This window comes from Brumimicrobium mesophilum (assembly GCF_003025005.1).
GTDB lineage: Bacteria > Bacteroidota > Bacteroidia > Flavobacteriales_D > Crocinitomicaceae > Brumimicrobium > Brumimicrobium mesophilum.
Genome location: NZ_PVSS01000014.1, coordinates 1 through 18,958, shown reverse-complemented (window position 1 = coordinate 18,958; position 18,958 = coordinate 1). Strand labels below are relative to the sequence as shown.

The window sequence follows — 18,958 nt, the reverse complement described above, 5'->3', positions numbered from 1 at the left end:
CCAATCCACAAATTTTTCGATTTTATTTAAGAAGGTCCTCTGATTTGTTAGTTATCCATTCGATATAGGTTGTTCAGCTGTCGTTTGTAGAATTCCTTTAGGTGTTACTACAAAATGTAAAGGGATGTCAAATTCGTCAATTTCCGTAAGATCATCATGAATATCAAACATCGTAAAACCAATAAAAATAGTTTCTGGAGAACATTCAGCTAAAAATCTATCATAAAATCCTTTACCGTAACCCAATCTATTTCCGTGCTGGTCAACGGCTAAAAGTGGAACAATAACTACCTGAATTTCTTTAACATCAACATCTTTTCCTGTTTGAGGTTCAGCTATTCCGTACGCATTGTCCTGGAATTGAGTGTGTTCATCCAAGATTTTATGCGTCATGTTGTTTTTATCAAAGTTTGAAACAGGAATACATACTTGATTTTTAAGTCTCAATCTTTTTATTAGAGGAATCGTATCCACCTCCATTAAGCGATGTATTGGCAGAAAACAATGAATTAACTTGTCGGTAAATCTCCAATTTCTCAGAAAATTATTAGCAATCTGCTGAGAATAATAAATACATTGCTCAGGAGTTAACTCTTTTCTTAGAGCACGATAGTGGTTACGAATTTCCTCTCTTGTCATTACATTCCTGGTATTAATCCTTTAGCAGAATTTGCCATTTCTTTTTCATTTGCGGCATCAGCAGCTTGAATTGCGCGATTTAGAGCTACACTTAACAGGTCTTCTAAATCTTCTTTTTCCATTTGATTCAAATCAGAATTGATAGAAAGTTTCGTCAATTTTCTATTTCCATTCATTTCAACTTCAATCAGATTTCCGCCCGCTTCTCCATGAACGATTATGGTATCTAATTTCTCTTTTGACAATTGCGCTTGTTCTTGCATTTTCTGCAATTTTGCCATCATATCTTTTCCGAACATATTTTCTGTGTTTATGAATTACAAAGATAAAAAATGTTTATAATAAAGGAGGTGTTTTAGATAGAGTAGGTACCCAAAATCTTGTAAAAGTAGGCACTTTATAATCCTGTGGCCATTTTTAAATTTCATCTATAAGAATATTGAAACAAAAAAAAAGCTTCAACATTAAGTTGAAGCTTTAAGTGTAATCATGGGGTTCGTTTACTTATAAACACCCATATCTATAAATTTATTCATTCTTTTTTCGCAACGTTCTAAAGGTTCTAATTTAGATAATAAAGTGATTTGGCGTTTTACTTCACGTTTTACTGTAGCAAACATCTCTTCCTTATTTCTATGCGCTCCGTTTATAGGTTCTTTAATAATTCCGTCAACAAGCTTCAATCTTTTCATGTCTTCAGAAGTCAATTTCAATGCTTCTGCTGCTTTTTCTTTGTAATCCCAAGATCTCCAAAGAATTGATGAACAAGATTCTGGAGAAATTACAGAATACCATGTGTTTTCAAGCATGATTACTTTGTCTCCCACACCAATTCCTAATGCTCCACCAGAAGCACCCTCACCAATAATAATACAAATGATAGGAACTTTTATGTTCATCATTTCGTAAATATTTCTTGCAATTGCTTCACCTTGACCACGCTCTTCAGCTTCTAAACCTGGAAATGCACCAGGTGTATCAATAAAAGTTACAATTGGTTTATTGAACTTTTCAGCCATTTTCATTAAGCGCAAGGCTTTTCTGTATCCTTCCGGATTGGCCATTCCAAAATTACGGTATTGACGCATTTTGGTGTTCATTCCTTTTTGTTGACCAATAAACATTACTGTTTTTCCATCAATTGAACCCCAGCCACCTACCATGGCTTTGTCATCACCAACGTTTCTGTCTCCGTGTAGTTCTTGGAAATCACCATGGGTAATTGCATCTATATAAGCTAATGTATAAGGTCTTTCTGGATGACGTGATAATTGTACTCTTTGCCAAGGCGTAAGATTAGAAAAAATCTCAACGGTTTTCTCCTCTAGCTTTAATTCTAAAGCTTTGATTTTATCAGTCATGTCTAATTCTGCATCTTGTCCAATTTCTTGCGCTTTTGCAATTTGGTCCTCTAATGCTTTCAATGGTTCTTCGAAATCTAAGTATATTGACATTTTTTATATTCTTTTGAGCGGTGAAAGTTACAAAAAATTAATAGCTATTTCTACATTTGTAACTATGATATCATTCCCAATATGCAAAATAAACCTCGGATTGCACATTCTTTCTAAAAGAAAAGATGGTTTTCATGAGATAAATTCATTGATGTATCCTGTTCCAGTTAAGGATGTTCTAGAAATTGTACCAGCTGAAAAATTTCAATTTGAATCTGGTGGATTAGCTATTCCAGGCGATAAAAGTAAAAATTTGGTTGTTCGTGCTTATGAAATCTTGAAAGACGAATTTGATATTCCTCCTGTTTCAATTTATTTGTACAAAAATATTCCAATGGGTGGAGGTTTAGGTGGTGGGTCTTCGAATGGTGCTTACGCTTTAAAAGTTCTGAATGAATTATTTTTATTGGGATTAAGTACAGAGGATTTAAAAAATAGAGCTGCTAAATTGGGCTCAGATTGCCCGTTTTTTATTGAAGCCATACCACAAATAGCCACCGGTAAAGGAGATAAACTCACACCTTTTGATTTAGATTTGAAAGGTAAAACATTAGTTTTGGTGAATGTTGGCTTGCATTTTAGTACTGCAGATGCGTATGGAAGAATAAATCCAAAAACGCCAATTTATCTACTGGAGGATATTTTAAATGAACCAATTCCAAATTGGAAGGAAACTTTAGAGAATGATTTTGAAGAACCTTCTCTAATGGCTTTTCCAGAGTTAAAATCAATAAAAGCTAAGTTGTATGATTTAGGAGCTAGCTATGCGGCAATGACAGGTTCTGGTTCTACCATGTTTGGAATATTTGATTCAGCACCGGATTTAGAAGGTCAATTTGAAATACAAGATGGATTTTTAGAAGTAGTGGAATTGTAATTTTTTTTTCACCCCGTTGATGCGTAATGCATTGGGCCTCTATAGGGTGAAAAAATCATTGAATCACAATTCTTTTTGTGGAAACAAATTGCGTCGTACTTTTAAAAATGACAGTATAAACCCCTTTCGCTGAATTGGATAAATCCAAGTGTGCGTGTCCCCAAAGTTGTTTACTTTCTTTAATCAGCTGACCTAAATTATCGTAAACTCCTATATTTAACCCTTGATCAATTTCACCTAAATTAATTGTAAATAGTCCAGTTTTGCTAGGGTTAGGGTGAATGTTAATTTTCTTATCAATTTTTTCTAATTCGTTAATTGATAAAATTAGATCACTTGAAGTACCAGCGATATATGACCAAATTCCACCTAAATCCGTTCCTACAAACATGCTATACCTGCCATCAGAATGTATTTTATCAATAAAAGGTGCAGAATAAGCTCCTGTATTTATGAAAGAATAATTATCTGACAATAATGAAAATGAATCTCCATCTTCTAAGTTTTCATCGATTTCCCTATAGTAATATATTGATCCTTTTCTGTTTCCAATAAATAAATGGGTTGTGTCATTGTGTCGAACAAAAGCTGGAACAGAATAATTATCAGGAATAAATTGTTCCCCCATGTCTATTTGACCTAAGTCATTTGTAATTAATTCAAAAGACGGTAGTGTAGGAGTTCCAATATTTTTATAAAATGTTAATCCGGCATTTTTCTCTCCAATAATAATATCCAATAAACCATCGTTGTTGAGGTCAAAAATTTGTGGAGATGCGAAAGCACCTACTTGAATAACTTGACCTAAATTGTCAGTCATGTTAATTTGATCCAACACAAAATTTTCTGGACCATTCCCAGTTTTGTTGTATAAATGAAGATTTCCGGCTGAAGTTCCTATAATCATTTCAACTTGCCCATTTCCATTTAAATCTCCAAAAGCTGGATGCATTCTCAAACCGTACCCTCCGTTTGACAGTGAAAGCCAATCGTCTGAAATAAAAGTGAACGCAGGCGTATCAACAGTACCTGTATTTTGATAATACTGAATTTTCGAAATTTTATCTGCGGGATCTAAAAATCTAAAATTTGAAGCCACCAATAAATCCTTCAATCCATCATTGTTTAAATCAATTAAAACAGGAATAGAACCCTTTCCATTTTCTATCATTTGATCTTGAAGAAAATTCTTTTTGACATAAGAAAAATTTGGATTAGAATTCGAACCTAGATTCTGGTAATACCAAACACTTTCTAAGTTTTCTGAACCTCCACTAGCATTTGTGCCAATTACCAAATCCTTTATTCCGTCATGGTTCACATCAATATAAAAAGGAGCTGGGAAAATTGGAAGATTTACTGGAGTGGTGTTGCTTGGGAAATTTGGGTCTTGAGCTGTCATTAAAGCCTCTTCATTCGGCAGTGCTCCATTGGTCAAAGAAGTTAAGTTATAATGTGAAACATCGCCCAGAATCAAATCTAGAGCATTGTCATTATTTAAATCAAGGGCTAACAAACTTGAGCCCGCATGCCGAACTCCATTTTGAGGAAAAGTAATATTAGAAGGATCGCAAGGCCCAACGTTTGAATTTAGTTGGATATTATTATCAGTGTCACTTTCAATGAATTTTCCCCAACATGCATCTTCAAGTTGAAATTCTAGAGAATCAGGAATCCCATAATTTTCCATGGATGTATTTTTATGATATTCTACCTGTTGCCCTCCAATATTAAAGGTTAATACATCTGTATCGCCATCTCCATCTACATCTGTAAAGGCAGGAATATCTATCGAACTTACATAAAGGTTGGATAAGTTACCATTTGAATAAATTGATTGTAGAACTGATTTTTCCAAGATCCATTGTAATCCAATTGCAGCATTTCCAATATTTCGATAAACTTTTACACCTCCAATGCCATAAGTGAAAATGTCTTTTTTACCATCTCCATTGAAGTCTACCATCGTAGCCTTATAGCGTATATCTTTAGGGAATAAATCTCTGGTGTTGTTTAAATACTGATAGCTTTTAACACCATTAAGCAGAACTGTTTTGAATATACGAATTTGATTTGCGCTTCGATCGAAAATGAATAAATCTTCCATTCCATCAAAATCTACATCAATAGTTGAGAATTGAGCATGATTTAATCCGCCTGCCCAAGGAAACTCTAATGTGTTGCCCCCTTTTTTAACTTGAATGCTGTCGCTGAAAATAAAACCAAATTGGGCATGACTAAAATTAACAAATAGAAAAATGAAACTATTGAACAGAAGTAAAGCAAAAGTTTTCATTATTTTAAAGTTTAGTTCCATTAAGAATTAATTCAAGTAAATTTATTGATTTTATATTTCTTCACCTAATGGATTTGAAAATCAACGCATGTCATGCACAATTTTACCATCAACAATTGTAACCCAAGAATAGTTTGGTAAAAACTTCTCAGTACTCGTCACATTTTGGTCGAAAATAGAAATATTAGCAATTTTCCCTTTTTCCAAAGTTCCTACCTCAGATTCAGCAAAACATCCGTAAGCAGCCCATAATGTCATCGCTTTTAAAGTCGTTGGTAAAGAAACAGCTTCATCTTTTAAAAAACCTTCAATAGGTTCATCGTTCGAATTTTTTCTTTGAACTGCAGCATGAATGGTGGCAAAAGGATCATAATGTTCAATAGGGAAATCTGTTCCAAATAATATCATCCCTGAGTGCTTGTGCAGACTATTGTAAGCATAGGCACCGTTGTTTAAACGTTCTTTTCCTATATGATGTGCTGCCCAACGTTGGTCTGAAGTGGCATGAGTTGGTTGAACTGAAGGAAGAACTCTTGCTGAACTAAATAGTTTATAGTCAGATGGTTTTACGATTTGAGCATGTTCAATTCTCCATCGATGATCTTGTACGTCATTCATCAAAGTGTCGATGATGTTCAAAACCAAACGATTGGCAGAGTCTCCAATACAATGAGTATTGACCTGGTACTTTAAATCTTTTGCAAGGGTGAAAATGTCCATAATTTCTTCTGGTGATTTTAGCAGAATTCCAGTTGTTGATGAATCATCTGAATAAGGTTCAATTAGACATGCGCCATGTGAACCTAGTGCGCCATCAGCGATTACTTTAAAACTACGAACTGAAAGGCGATTGTTTTTGTAATAGGCATTTTCCTTAGCGAATTGAATATTTTCTTTGGTTGGGAGTAACATGGCATAAACGTAAATTTGCAAAGAATTTTCTGTGGCTAAGTCTATAAATATATCCAGATCTTCTTTATATAGTCCTGCTTCGTGAACATGGGTTATTCCAGCGGCTAAAAGTTCATCTTGAATTTGAAGAATCGCCTTCTTCAATTGTTCTTTATTAGGTTTTGGCAATTTGAAATTTACCAAATCTAAAGCGTGATCCAGAAGAATTCCTGTAAGTTTTCCGTTTTCTAGTTTGATTACACCACCATCTACAATCGTTGTATCTGTAATTCCAACATGACCCAACATAGCTTTGTTCACAAGCATCGCATGACCATCTATTCTTGTTAATGCAACAGGAATAGTCGGAAACGCTTCATTTAATAAATCATTATTTGGCAATTCTTTTTCATTCCACATACTTTGATCCCAACCTCTTCCAATTAGAACTTCTTGGTTATTCTTGTTTTGATGCTTTTCTAATTTTGAAATCACCTCGTAGTAAGAACGGGTGTCGCGCAAATCAACATTGAGTTTTTGTTTGGCCAAACTCATGATATGTCCATGTGCATCATGGAAACCAGGGAAAACATCTTTAGACTGCGCGTTAATTGTGGTTTCAGCAGAATATTTATTCAAAATTTGTCTTTCTGGACCAACTTCAACAATTTCTCCATCCTTTATCGCAATAGCTTCTGCAATTTCAAGTTTGTCATTCATAATGTGCACTTTGGCGTTATGAATGATCAGGTCAACGCTTTTTCCTTTATAACAAGAACCCAAAGCAAGCATTAATGTAAGGAGGATGAAGTATTTCATTTTTATTTGTTTTGAAATGTAAAAATAAGAAGATTTCTATCGAATTAATAAGAAACTAAAATTGCAAATAGAATTTGATTATTTTTGTTCAATTAAGCCTTGAATATTCTGAGGGGATAAGCATAGAAACCAATATAATAACACTCATAATCTAGTGAAATATTTACATTTTATAATCGGAATAGTCTTGTTTTTCGGCATTCGACAATTCGATATTTCTGCATTCGATAGTTCAGCACTTGGTTTGGCCCTATGGATGGTTTATTGGTGGATTTTTCAACCAGTTCCTCTTTATGTGACTGCTTTGTTGCCCATAGCAGTTGGTGTTCCTTTTGAATTAATCCCTAATGATATCTTGGCACAATCTTATGGGAATCAGATGATATTTCTGTTTTTAGGAGGTTTTATTTTGGCATTGGGAATTGAAAAATGGAAATTACACGAACAAATTGCTTTTACTATATTGCGATTATTCGGGCGAACACCGAATAGAATTTTAGGAGGATTTATGTTTTCAACTGCTTTGTTGAGTATGTGGATCAGTAATACGGCAACTACGTTGATGATGCTGCCGATTGCCATTGCAGTCATTAATTCTATTCCAAGGTTTAGAGAAAAACGGTTGTTTGCTGTAGGTTTATTGTTGAGTATTGCTTTTTCTGCGAATATTGGAGGAACGGCAACTTTGATAGGTACGCCACCTAATATTCAAATGGCTGGAATTTTAGAACAAGAGTTTAATTTATCGATTAGTTTTTTTGAATGGTTCATGATTGGAACACCTTTTATGGTTATTATGATGGTGTTGTCATACCTTACTTTACGTTACTTTTTCATTAGAAAGGCCAATTTTGAAATGCCTAGAATAGCGGAACGAAAATTAGATGCCAATCAAAAAAGAGTGCTTTTTTTATTTCTTACAGTTGTTACTTTTTGGATGGGTAGAACTTTTTTAAATGAAATAATGCCTATTAAAATAAACGATACCGTAATTGCTCTTTCTGGAGCTATTTTGTTGTTTATTTTGCCATCAACCGAAAAACGAGCACTGCTTATTTGGGAAGATCTCAATAGATTACCTTGGGGAATTCTCTTCCTTTTTGGTGGTGGAATGGCCCTAGCTGCGATATTGGCCGAGGCAAATGTGGTGTCTTTTTTAGTTGAAAATATGAAACCATTGGCTAAATTCCCTGTTATAGTTTTACTCTTGGTCATTTTTAGCGTTGCACTTTTCGCCACAGAATTAATGTCGAATTTGGCGCTCGTAAGTTTACTTATCCCGTTGATAGGAAAATTTGCTATTGAGCTAGATTTACCATTATTGGGAATTTCAGCAGGAGTTGCATTAAGTGCAAGTTGCGCGTTTATGTTGCCAGTTGCCACGCCGCCAAACGCTATCGTTTATTCCTCAAATTTAATTCGAATAAAAGAAATGGTGAGGTATGGAGTATTATTGAACTTGGTGGCTTCCGTTGTGGTGACTTTGGTGATATATGTTTTGTTTTTCTTCTAAACAGGTAAAATATTGATAATATGAAGTTTTTTTATTCAGTTACCTTAACTCCATTTAATCATTTTCTTTTCCAACCCACATTTTATACCTCCGCAATCCCAATTTCTTGATAAGAATTCATAAAAAAGGTTTTTCCTTTGTTCAATGGAAGTTCTATTTTGGATGGATATGTTTACCTTTGCGCTATATTAAAACGAAATGACGCGATACAAATATATATTCTTATCTTCACTTGGACTATTCCTCATTACTCTAGGTTCTTGTAAAATTCAAAAGGGATTTGAATCGCTTGATTCTTTCAACTATTTTGAGGCAAAAAAGAACTTTGAAAAATCTATTCAAAAAGAAAAGTCTCCAGCGTCCTATGGTTTAAGTGTAATCTATTTTAGAAATGATAATCCTTTCCACAATTTGGACTCTGCATACCATTATAGTTTACTTTCCGTAGAATCGTTTAAAGAGTCGAAGGAGAAAACTCAAATTAAATGGAAAGAAAAACTTGATTTTAGTTTAGAGAAGGCAAAACTACACAGGAAAGAAATTAGTGATTTAGCTTTTAACAAAACGGTTGATGAAAATACAGTTTTGGCTTATCAAGGTTTTATTGCAAAATACCCTTGGTCTGTCTTTAAAGAATTAGCCGAACAGAGAAGAGATTCTTTGGCTTTCCTGAATGCGAAGTCAATAGGTTCAAGTACAGCCTATATTGAATTCCTGAAAAAATATCAGAACGAAAAATGGGAAAATAAGGCGCAAACTCTATTATTTCGTGCTCAATTTGATGAAACAATAATAGAAGGCCTTACACAGAGTTATGTTGATTTTATTAATAAATTTCCAGATAATCCGCTTGTTAGGGATGCAGAATTCCAAATTTACTCGTTAGAAACCAAAGCAGGAACAATTGCAGAATACAGGACTTTTATTCGCAGTTTTCCAAAAAATCCATTTATTAATGACGCTTGGACCAGTTTGTATCGCTTATCCATAGCAGATTACAAAAAGGAAACAATTGAGAAGTTTTCTAATGATTATTCAGATTTTCCTTTCCAAGATTTAATACAGCAAGATTTAAAACTTGTTGGCAAGAAAATATTCCAATTCATAAAAAATGAGCAATATGGATTTATGGACGAGAGCGGTAATGTAGTAATACCGGCTAAATACGAATTTGCAGGTGAATTTAATAATGGGTTGGCCGTAGTGGCAAAGAATGGGATTTATGGTTACATTAATAAAGATGGGGTTCTGCTTATTGATTATAAATATGAAGAGGCAATGGATTTCGATCAAGGTAGAGCCATTGTTTTGGAAAATGACAAGTATGGAATAATTGATGTTTCTGGAACATATATCTTAAATCCAAAGTATAAAGATATTGGAGTGTTTTCAGAGGGGTTGGCTTATGTGCAGGAAGAGAAAGGTTTTCAATACTACACCTTAGATGGTTCTTTAGCCTTTTCTACAATGTATGATGAAGCCTTTTCATTTGATAAGGGTATGGCTTTGGTAAGAAAGAATGAAGAGAAAGGATATATTAAAAAGGACGGTTCATTTGTTGTCTCGGTTGAAAATGGAAGCTTAAAGCATTTCAAAGATTCGATTTTTATACATGAAACGAGAGATAGTGTAAATCTAATGTATGCCAATGGTGAATATTTGTTTGCAGAAAGTTTTGATCAAATTGGAGTTTTGAAAAACAATCGAGCAATTATCGAAAAAAATGGTCAATATGGCTATATCGATGGCAAAGGGAAAATTATTATTCCAATGGAACATACTCCTTATTCAAATTATACGCAATTTGCACAATTTGAAAATGGTCACGTCGTTATAAAAAGAAATGGAAAATTCGCAATGATGGATAGTCTGGGAAAATCAGTACTTCCAGCAATTTTTACAGGAATTGGAACTTTTGGGGAGTTAATTCCTATTACAAAAGGTGATGGTTGGGGATACTCAAATAAAGACGTTTATTTGAAAATAAAGTATCAGTACTCATATGCTTATGGATTTGTAAACGGTGGAGCAATTGTAGAAAGAGACGATTTAATGGGAGTAATTGGTTTAGAAAATGAAGAAATTATCCCCATAGCGTTTGAATCTATAAAAAGAATGTCAAATGATATTTTATTGGTTAAACAAGCTGGATTTTATGGACTTTTGACTATTTCGAATGAAACTGTTGTTGCATCCAATTATGACCGAATTCAAGAGCTTTCTCCAAATTTATTTCAATTGATTAAAGGACAGAATGTTACCTATTACGAAGTAAATAATAACAGAATAATTAGTTTACAAGATTAATGAACAATTTACTTGATTTTATTGAGCGCCATAAATTTGGTATATTAATAACCCTTGCAATTCATGTAGGGATATTTGTGTACTTTCAAGTCGCTACATACAAAGAAGCTGTTCTTTTTGAACCTTGGGAATTCCGAAATGCCAAAGATGAATCTATTGATGATATTCAAATAGATCCTGATCAAATTCAAACACCAGAAGAACAAAGTTTGCTTCAACCTCAAGAGAAAGTCACAGCTTTTGTGCGTGATCAAAATGATACGCGTAAAACCAGTCAGGATGAAAATACCAAATACACGTCAACTTATAGCAAAACTGGTGCTGAACAATTAGAGCGAGATTATGAGCAAAGCATAAAAGATCAAATTCAGAAAGCCCGCGAAGAAAAGGAGGGTAAAAAAACTAAAGTATCCACAGCAATAAAAAATGAAGGCAATAAACCTCCAAAAAAAGATGCTGGACAAGGAAGTAACTCAAGTACTGAGGCAATAGGAGGTAAGACGATGGTTTCATTTTCGCTAATCAATCGTCATCCATTAAATCATAATGATTGGAATGTACGAAACCCAGGTTATACTTGTGGGAATGTAAATGGAATCGTTACAATAGCAATTTCAGTTGATGTCGGAGGTGAGGTCATTGGAGCCTCAGTTATCGAAGAACAGAGTCAAGGAGCTACACCATGTATGTTGGAAAAAGCAAGAGAATATGCAATGAAATCAAGATTTAATTACACTTCGAGTGCGCCAAAAAAGCAAGAAGGAACAATTACATATCGATTCGTTTATAGGTAGCAAAAATCTTAAAATTTATGAGTAAATTAATAAATAATTTAAGGAAGTTATTCAGTGAAGGACCTATTGGGGTTTACTTTATGGCTTTTTTCATTCCTTTAAGTCCAAAAATGCTTGGCGTTGCAGTTGCTTTGATCATTGTTGAACAATTGATCCGCCGTCCTAAAATTGATTTATCTTATTTAAAATCACAATTCTCATGGCGCAATCCGGGTATTTGGATTTTAGGCTTCTATTTATTGCATTTAGTTGGTCTTATTCATTCTGAAAATATGAAATTTGCGAATATGGACCTAGGAATGAAAGCTTCTTTAGGGGTTTTACCATTATTTTTTATGCTTTACAGTGTAAAGGTAAATTGGAAATTATTTGTGAAAGTATTCATCATTGGTGCCTTTATTTCTATACTATATAACGTTTACTTATCTTCTGAGGTCTTTTTACGACACTTGCATGTTTATTATATTTCTGGAGAACATTTATCTCATCTAATGCACCGTGGATACTGGGCAGTTTATTTGATTTTAGCTTATTTCTTTTTGCTAAAACTCATGATTGAATCAGAAAATAAAAAATCATTTTTTTTAAACCTTACTGGAGCTTTAATAATGATTGCTTTTGTTTTTCTATCAGGTTCTAAAGTTGGTTTTATCCTTTTATTCTTTGTGAGTATTTGGGCGGTTATTTCTTTGTTCAAAAAGTTTAATAACAAATGGATTCTACCAGTTTCGATAGCAGTATTAGCCGTTGGTATAGCATCTGTTTTTTATTTAGCTCCTAGTATAACAGGACGTTTAAACCTTGCCATTAACTCTATGAATGCATCAATCGATAGTTTTGATAAGGAACATCCCGAAAGTACTGCATCAAGAATCATGGTTTGGGATTCATCCTTAGAATTAATCAAGGAGAATTTTTGGTGGGGTGTAGGTACAGGAGATATTAAAGATGAATTAATTCAAAGAAATTTTGATAAAGGTTATACGGGAGTTGCAAAACAAAAACTGAATAGTCACAATCAATTCTTTAATTCCCATATCGCATTGGGAATCTTTGGAAGTTTATTTTTGTTACTTTCAATTGTAACAAGCTACCTTAAGAGGAAACCAGACAATTACAGGGCTTGGAGAATAGGAATAATTAGCATTTTATGCGTAGCATTACTACCCGAATCAATGCTGGAAACTCAAGCTGGAATAATTCCTTATGCGTTTTTTATTAGTTTTCTACCTTCTTTTCTGCCACAACAACGGGCTTAGGGTCACGTTTTCCAATATTAAAAATTGCATCACCTTTATTGACCAATGGAATTTCGTTTACATTGAAAATAAAGCCGTTCGTTGGAGATTTTACAGAGCGTTCAAATTTCCCAAAAGGATCTGAAATAATAGCCAAAACACTGCCTTTCTCAACATATTGACCGTTTTCAACCCTCAAGTTTAAAACTCCAGAACTACTTGCTCTTATCCATTTTGTTCTCTTAATTACATGACTTGGCTCTTCATTGTCTTCTACATCGAAATATCTCATCCCTAAATGCTGCATTACCCTTAAAGTTCCATTTATAGCAGTGTTTACAACGAAATTTTCAATTCTATTGGCTTTTCCTCCTTCAAATAAAATATATTTTTTCCCCAATTTGGTTACAGAATTTCGAATTGATTTGGCTAAAACTGCTGAATCAATAGTAAATGGAGCTGCAAAAACATCACACAATTCTCGTGATCCTTTATCTCTAAAATCTGCCCTAGTTTGAGGGAAATTATTTCTTTGTGAAGCACCAGTGTGAAAATCAATAATGACATCTGTCAATGGTGCTATTTCTTTCATAAAAATATAAGCGAATTGACTTGCCAATGATCCATTTTTGGTACCAGGAAACACACGATTCAAGTCTCTACCATCTGGAAACTCTCTTGATAAATTTAAAAATCCGAAAATATTGAAAACGGGAATACATATTACTGTACCGTAATTCGGTTTATGCCAACCTTTTTTAATGATTTGCCTAACAGCTTCAATTCCATTGATTTCATCACCATGTAAACCAGCAAGTAAAAGTAATATTGGTCCAGTTTTATTGGCGTGACTTACTATTACTGGAATTTGAATAGGGGTGTTGGTATGCAATTTTGCAACCTCCAAAGTTATTCTCGTAGTTTTACCAGGCTCAATTGAATGACCCAATAATTTGAAGGGAGCTCTCTTTAAGGGTTTTGCTTTTTTCATTATTTAGCGCTTCTTTCTATATATTTAATTATTTCATTAGCAATATCTAAATGTGTTGCATTTTCAATTCCTTCTAATCCCGGTGAAGAATTTACTTCTAATACCAATGGACCACGACTAGATTGAAGCATATCAACTCCTGCAACTCCTAAATTCAATGCCTTAGCTGAACTGATTGCAGCTTTTTCTTCAGCCTCAGATAACTCAATAACGTGAGATGACCCTCCTCTGTGAAGATTAGACCTGAACTCACCTTGCTTACCTTGTCGCTTCATTGCTCCAACAACTTTTCCATCAACTACAAATGCTCTGATGTCTGCACCACCTGATTCTTTGATAAATTCCTGAACGATTACACGTGCTTTTAATCCATTAAAGGCTTCAAGAACAGATGTTGCTGCTTTTTTGGAATCTGCTAAAACTACTCCCAATCCTTGTGTTCCTTCCAACAATTTTATTACTATTGGAACGCCACCAGCTGATTCAATGATGCTTTCCACATTCTTTGAATAGTTAGTAAACACTGTTTTAGGTAAGCCAATACCTGATTTAGTTAACAATTGTAAAGAGCGAAGTTTATCTCTCGAATCTGCTAGGCCTCTTGATTTAACAGTTGTAAAAACACTCATCATTTCAAACTGCCTAACAACTGCAGTGCCATAAAAAGTAACTGATGCTCCAATTCTAGGAATTACAGCGTCAAAACCTTCAAGATAACGATCTACATAGTAAATCCTTGGAAGCTCTTCTTCAATTAGAATGTTACATTTTAAGTGGTCAATAACTTCCACATGATGACCATTTTTTTTACATGCTTCTACTAGTCTTCTAGTTGAATATAAATTAGCATTTCTGCTTAATATTGCAATTTTCATTACTTTGTAATTGTTGTTTTATGTTTGTATGATTCGTTTGATAATGTTGTATCTATCATGAAGCGATTAGATAATAGCTTCCTTCCCAAAAGTACAGGATATCTCATTAAATCTCGTTTAGAAAGTGTAAATTCTGTTGAATGTTTTTTTCCAAATAAAACTATGTTTCCCATAATGATGTATCTCAATTGCATTTCTCCGCTTGAACTGCGTACTTTTTTCTTTTCATATTCTTCGAAGTACACATATTCTCCAGTATATCCTGATTCGTTTTCATCAAGGAATATTACCCTCAATCCTTTATCTGTTTTTTCAATATCTGAACAATGAATTGTGGATGTATAGGCTCCTGAATCAATTTTTACGTTCACATTTTGTAAATTAAACTTAGGCATGTCCGCGATATCGTCTTTTCCTATAATAGGTTTTACCTTCTTAATGGGTTTGTCTTTCTTTTTTAAAGCCATTTTTTGCGTTTAAAGTAAATTATCATTAGCAAAGTTAATACAGCCATCGCAATCAAAGCGTAATAATAGCCATATTTATACTCCAATTCTGGCATAACTAAAAAATTCATTCCATAAACTCCTGCTATAAAGGTTAATGGGATAAAAATTGTAGATACAATTGTGAGGACTTTCATTACATTATTCATGCGATAAGAGATACTGTTCATGTATAAATCCATCAAACTTCCTACAGTATCCTTAAATACGGTTAAGGATTCAATAACTTGTAACGTATGATCGTATAAATCCCGAATAAATAGTTTCGTCTCTTTGTGCATGTAAGGCACCTCCAATTTTTCAAAGCGACTTACAGTTTCCCTCATAGGAAAAACAGATCTCCTTATGTATGAAGCCTCTCTTCTGACTTCATGTAACTGTGGTAAAATTTGATCTGATGGATTTTCTAATAATTCTAACTCTAATTCATCAATGACATTTCCAAAATGTTCTATTGCTATAAAATAATGATCTACTATAGAGTCCAATAAAGCATAAGCCAGGTAATCAGTTTTTCGATGTCTTATTTGACCTTTTGATTCAAATAACCTTTCTCTTACACCATTAAAAACATCGCCTTCCTTTTCTTGAAAAGTGATCAACAATCCTTCTGCGAATAATATCGTTACTTGTTCATCTTCAATGTTTTCATCTTCAATCCTAAACATTTTTGCTACAATATGAATGTAATCATCATATTCGTCTAATTTAGGTCTCTGACCAACACTTAAAATGTCTTCTCCTGATAGCCTATGTAATTGAAAATGTTCCGCTATTTTGCTGATTACTTCTACTTCGTGTAGTCCAATAACATTTAACCACGACATTTGATTCGTATTTGACATTTGAGTCAAAAGCGCTTCCATATTTGTAAAATATTTTTCTTCAATGTCAGATTTGTCATAGGTGATTAATTGCAAAGTAGTATTGTCTACCTTTTGTTCCCCTGTAAACAAAAATGTACCAGGAGACATACCAGTCTTTTTCAATTGGCTACTTTTGTTCCTTCTTTTTTTAATCTTTTTCTTCATCTATAAATAGAGGTAAATATTTTATTTCCACCTAAAATAGGAATTTTAAAATGTTTTTTAGAAGTATGAATTTACTTTTATTTGAATCTTTACTTAATTTAGTCATTCATAAATATTTCAAATACGTCCAAATGGATAAGAAATGATAATTTTACAAAATGTATAAATTTCAAATTTCACTACTTATTTTTATGATAGCTTTTTTGGGGTTTTCTCAAAGGGGTAAAGATGGAAGTTATACAAGCTCTGCACAAGATGAAATAGTAAATACATTTACTTTTTTAATTTCCAATGCTACTGCACCAAGCAATTCAATTTCTGTAAATAATAATGCCTTAACTGGAGCAAACTTTTCTGGTCCTCTATCACCTGGAGACTTATTACTTATTTATCAAGTTCAAGGTGGTACAATTGATATTGATGTAACTCCTACAGTTTCTTGGGGAGGGAGCTATGTGGTGCAAAGCTCTTTTATAACCAATGGCTTACCATTTAGTTTTATTGAGTTTGGGGATGTCTTAACTTATGATAATACAGGTAATTATGAGTTTGTAGAAGTGAAATCGATCAGTGGAACACAAACTATTACTTTGTCATGTCCCTTAACCAAAAATTTCTCAACGGGTTCAAATAATAAAACTCAAGTTATCAGGATTCCAAGATTTAATGATTTGACCGTTTCAAACAATACAAGTATAGTTGCGACTCATTGGGATGGAGTAACTGGTGGAGTATTGTCGATGGAAGTAAATGGAACATTAAATATAATGGGGTCAGGCGAGATAACAGCGGATTCTTCTGGATTTAGAGGTGGTCATCCGGTTAACAATGCTTCCACATCTGGTGGTCCAGGAAGTATTTCTAATATTCAAGATCGTGGATATATGGGGTCATTTGATCCAATACAAGGGTCAGAAAAAGGAGAAGGGATTTACGGAGGAAATACAGTATATGATTTATTGTCAACGAGATATGGTTATGGAGCAATAGCTAATGCTGGAGGAGGTGGAGGTTATCACAATGCTGGTGGTGGTGGAGGTTCTAACGTTGGAACAGGAAATTACTATGGCTATGGAGTAGTTGATCAAGGTCCTGCAAATGCGTATAATCAGGCTTGGAATTTAGAAGACCCAAATATGGTTTCTTTGCCTTCTTCCGGAGGTGGTCGAGGTGGATATTCGCATGCGGAAACTAACAATAATCCACTTATTACGGGGCCTCATAATTCCTTATGGGGTATAGATTATAGAAGGATTTCAGGAGGTGTTGGTGGTCATCCACTAACGTATGACGAAGATCGTGCTTTTTTAGGTGGCGGTGGTGGCGGTGGTCATGGAAACAATACTTACGCCGGTTGGGGTGGAAGAGGCGGTGGTGCAGTATTTTTAAATTTATACGGAAATGTTACGGGTAATGGAACGATTTCAGCCAATGGCGGAAATGGAAGAAATGCAATGGCGGTAGCAAATCCAGGCTTTGGACAAAAAAATGGTGATGATGGAGCTGGTGGAGCAGGAGGTGGTGGTTCAGTAATCATCAATAATATTAACCCTCTTCCTTCAACTATAAACTTGGAAGCAAAAGGAGGAAACGGTGGAGATCAATTTCTGAAGTTTGGTCTTTTTAATAATGCAAATCAAGCTGACGGTCCTGGTGGTGGAGGTGCAGGTGGATTAATTGCCTTTTCTGTTGGTTCTCCAAATGAAAACGTTTCCGGTGGTTTTGCTGGTGTTACCAATTCAAGTTACATGACACTATTTCCTGTAAATGGAGCAACAGGAGGAGCTGCAGGAATGGCTTCACAGTCCACTTCATTTTACGATATAGTATTAACAGATGATACAATTTGTGAGGGTGAATCGGCTGTAATTACTGCAGGAATTATAGGGAATACTTTACCTGGTCCACTTGTTAGTTGGTTTGATTCAGAGGTAGGTGGAAATTTCCTAAATGCTGGGTCTACTTTTACAACTCCGCCATTAAGCACAACAATAACATTTTATGCAGGTTCTTGTCCCGGTACATTTAGGGTTCCAGTTACTATTGTGGTTTCCCCAGAAATCACGATTTCAGGAATACCTCCACTAATTTCTCCGGAAACGTGTGCTGGAAATGATGGGGCAATTACGGGGTTAACGGTCAGTGGTGGAATCGCTCCATTGATTTACGAATGGAATGGGGTCAATTCAACGTCATTAGATTTATTAAATTCTGTAGGCGGTTCATATACTTTAACTGTTTCTGATTTATCTGGTTGTTCTGAAACCGTTGGACCTTTTGTTATTCCTTCTTCACCCGGCCCTTCAATAAATTCAGTTGGTTTAGCGATAAATGATGAAACTTGTAACGGAAATAACGGAAGTATTATAGGAATTACGACTTCTGGTGGAACAGCCCCTTTAACTTACGAATGGAATGGAATTGTAACACCAAGTGCTGATCTCAACAATGCAGTCGGTGGGAATTATACTTTAGTTGTGACTGATGCAAATGGATGTGCTGCAACCGTTGGACCTTTCACAATTAATTCACCTTCACCAATTGTGATTGATGAAACTAATTTAATTATAACTGATGAATCGTGCAATGGAAACGATGGTTCAATTACTGGTATTATAGCTTCTGGAGGTTCTGGAACATTGACTTATAGCTGGACTTTATCTGCTGCCACAACTTTGGATTTGAGTGCTTTATCAAGTGGGAGTTATACTTTAACTGTAACAGATG

15 protein-coding genes are annotated in these 18,958 nt (G+C 34.4%); 6 read left to right on the top strand and 9 right to left on the bottom strand.

Going from position 1 to position 18,958, the window contains the following annotated elements; genetic code table 11:
• Positions 1–51: 51 nt before the first annotated feature.
• The 3 genes from C6368_RS13820 to C6368_RS13810 form a co-directional block, all read right to left on the bottom strand.
• Positions 52–639: a 5-formyltetrahydrofolate cyclo-ligase gene (locus tag C6368_RS13820; RefSeq protein WP_107039813.1), complete on the bottom strand. Its 588-nt coding sequence runs from the start codon at positions 637–639 to the stop codon at positions 52–54.
• A complete protein-coding gene (locus C6368_RS13815) occupies positions 639–938 on the bottom strand; it encodes a YbaB/EbfC family nucleoid-associated protein (protein ID WP_107039812.1) in 300 nt (99 codons plus the stop codon). The genes C6368_RS13820 and C6368_RS13815 overlap by 1 nt, the downstream gene beginning before the upstream one ends.
• 201 nt (positions 939–1,139) lie before the next feature.
• Entirely contained in the window at positions 1,140–2,093 is a 954-nt protein-coding gene (locus tag C6368_RS13810; RefSeq protein WP_107039811.1) for an acetyl-CoA carboxylase carboxyltransferase subunit alpha, read from the bottom strand.
• A gap of 64 nt (positions 2,094–2,157) precedes the next feature.
• Here C6368_RS13810 and ispE point away from each other — a divergent pair, with 64 nt between their 5' ends.
• Complete coding sequence (gene ispE, locus C6368_RS13805) at positions 2,158–2,970, top strand: 4-(cytidine 5'-diphospho)-2-C-methyl-D-erythritol kinase (RefSeq protein ID WP_107039810.1); 813 nt, start codon at positions 2,158–2,160, stop codon at positions 2,968–2,970.
• 55 nt (positions 2,971–3,025) lie between these two features.
• Here the strand turns inward: ispE and C6368_RS13800 are convergent, their stop codons facing one another.
• Together C6368_RS13800 and C6368_RS13795 are read right to left on the bottom strand one after the other, a co-directional pair.
• Positions 3,026–5,266 (bottom strand): T9SS type A sorting domain-containing protein, encoded by a 2,241-nt coding sequence (locus tag C6368_RS13800; RefSeq protein ID WP_159038603.1) that lies wholly within the window; start codon positions 5,264–5,266, stop codon positions 3,026–3,028.
• Positions 5,267–5,347: 81 nt separating this feature from the next.
• Positions 5,348–6,976, bottom strand: coding sequence for an amidohydrolase (locus C6368_RS13795; RefSeq protein WP_107039808.1), 1,629 nt, complete (start codon positions 6,974–6,976; stop codon positions 5,348–5,350).
• Between the two features lie 154 nt (positions 6,977–7,130).
• Between C6368_RS13795 and C6368_RS13790 the strand changes: the two genes are divergently transcribed.
• The 4 genes from C6368_RS13790 to C6368_RS13775 all read left to right on the top strand — a co-directional run bounded on the left by C6368_RS13790 (position 7,131) and on the right by C6368_RS13775 (position 12,849).
• Complete coding sequence (locus C6368_RS13790; protein WP_159038602.1) at positions 7,131–8,489, top strand: SLC13 family permease; 1,359 nt, start codon at positions 7,131–7,133, stop codon at positions 8,487–8,489.
• A 198-nt stretch (positions 8,490–8,687) separates the two neighbouring features.
• Positions 8,688–10,796 (top strand): WG repeat-containing protein, encoded by a 2,109-nt coding sequence (locus tag C6368_RS13785; protein WP_107039806.1) that lies wholly within the window; start codon positions 8,688–8,690, stop codon positions 10,794–10,796.
• Positions 10,796–11,590 (top strand): hypothetical protein, encoded by a 795-nt coding sequence (locus C6368_RS13780; protein ID WP_107039805.1) that lies wholly within the window; start codon positions 10,796–10,798, stop codon positions 11,588–11,590. The genes C6368_RS13785 and C6368_RS13780 overlap by 1 nt, the downstream gene beginning before the upstream one ends.
• A 17-nt stretch (positions 11,591–11,607) precedes the next feature.
• Entirely contained in the window at positions 11,608–12,849 is a 1,242-nt protein-coding gene (locus tag C6368_RS13775; protein ID WP_107039804.1) for an O-antigen ligase family protein, read from the top strand.
• Here C6368_RS13775 and C6368_RS13770 read toward each other — a convergent pair.
• From C6368_RS13770 to corA, 4 genes are read right to left on the bottom strand one after another with little or no spacing between them, the layout of a single operon-like run.
• Positions 12,809–13,819 carry a succinylglutamate desuccinylase/aspartoacylase family protein gene (locus C6368_RS13770; protein ID WP_107039803.1) on the bottom strand — a complete coding sequence of 337 codons (1,011 nt, stop codon included), beginning with the start codon at positions 13,817–13,819 and terminating at the stop codon, positions 12,809–12,811. The genes C6368_RS13775 and C6368_RS13770 overlap by 41 nt on opposite strands.
• Entirely contained in the window at positions 13,819–14,694 is an 876-nt protein-coding gene (gene rimK / locus C6368_RS13765; protein WP_107039802.1) for a 30S ribosomal protein S6--L-glutamate ligase, read from the bottom strand. The genes C6368_RS13770 and rimK overlap by 1 nt, the downstream gene beginning before the upstream one ends.
• Positions 14,694–15,161, bottom strand: coding sequence for an ATP-dependent zinc protease family protein (locus C6368_RS13760; RefSeq protein ID WP_107039801.1), 468 nt, complete (start codon positions 15,159–15,161; stop codon positions 14,694–14,696). The genes rimK and C6368_RS13760 overlap by 1 nt, the downstream gene beginning before the upstream one ends.
• A complete protein-coding gene (gene corA / locus C6368_RS13755) occupies positions 15,152–16,189 on the bottom strand; it encodes a magnesium/cobalt transporter CorA (protein WP_199851647.1) in 1,038 nt (345 codons plus the stop codon). Before corA ends, C6368_RS13760 begins: the two co-directional genes overlap by 10 nt.
• Positions 16,190–16,389: 200 nt before the next feature.
• On the opposite strand from corA, the gene C6368_RS13750 reads away from it, so the two are divergent.
• The coding region (locus C6368_RS13750; RefSeq protein ID WP_199851646.1) for a SprB repeat-containing protein at positions 16,390–18,958 on the top strand (2,569 nt) is incomplete at its 3' end.

What these genes read in the sequence shown, in the direction of transcription:
- C6368_RS13795 (WP_107039808.1), bottom strand. Translation starts at nt 6,976, where the DNA reads ATGAAATACTTCATCCTCCTTACATTAATGCTTGCTTTGGGTTCTTGT.
- C6368_RS13820 (WP_107039813.1), bottom strand. Translation starts at nt 639, where the DNA reads ATGACAAGAGAGGAAATTCGTAACCACTATCGTGCTCTAAGAAAAGAG.
- C6368_RS13800 (WP_159038603.1), bottom strand. Translation starts at nt 5,266, where the DNA reads ATGAAAACTTTTGCTTTACTTCTGTTCAATAGTTTCATTTTTCTATTT.
- C6368_RS13760 (WP_107039801.1), bottom strand. Translation starts at nt 15,161, where the DNA reads ATGGCTTTAAAAAAGAAAGACAAACCCATTAAGAAGGTAAAACCTATT.
- C6368_RS13780 (WP_107039805.1), top strand. Translation starts at nt 10,796, where the DNA reads ATGAACAATTTACTTGATTTTATTGAGCGCCATAAATTTGGTATATTA.
- C6368_RS13810 (WP_107039811.1), bottom strand. Translation starts at nt 2,093, where the DNA reads ATGTCAATATACTTAGATTTCGAAGAACCATTGAAAGCATTAGAGGAC.
- ispE (WP_107039810.1), top strand. Translation starts at nt 2,158, where the DNA reads ATGATATCATTCCCAATATGCAAAATAAACCTCGGATTGCACATTCTT.
- C6368_RS13775 (WP_107039804.1), top strand. Translation starts at nt 11,608, where the DNA reads ATGAGTAAATTAATAAATAATTTAAGGAAGTTATTCAGTGAAGGACCT.
- C6368_RS13770 (WP_107039803.1), bottom strand. Translation starts at nt 13,819, where the DNA reads ATGAAAAAAGCAAAACCCTTAAAGAGAGCTCCCTTCAAATTATTGGGT.
- C6368_RS13785 (WP_107039806.1), top strand. Translation starts at nt 8,688, where the DNA reads ATGACGCGATACAAATATATATTCTTATCTTCACTTGGACTATTCCTC.
- C6368_RS13815 (WP_107039812.1), bottom strand. Translation starts at nt 938, where the DNA reads ATGTTCGGAAAAGATATGATGGCAAAATTGCAGAAAATGCAAGAACAA.
- rimK (WP_107039802.1), bottom strand. Translation starts at nt 14,694, where the DNA reads ATGAAAATTGCAATATTAAGCAGAAATGCTAATTTATATTCAACTAGA.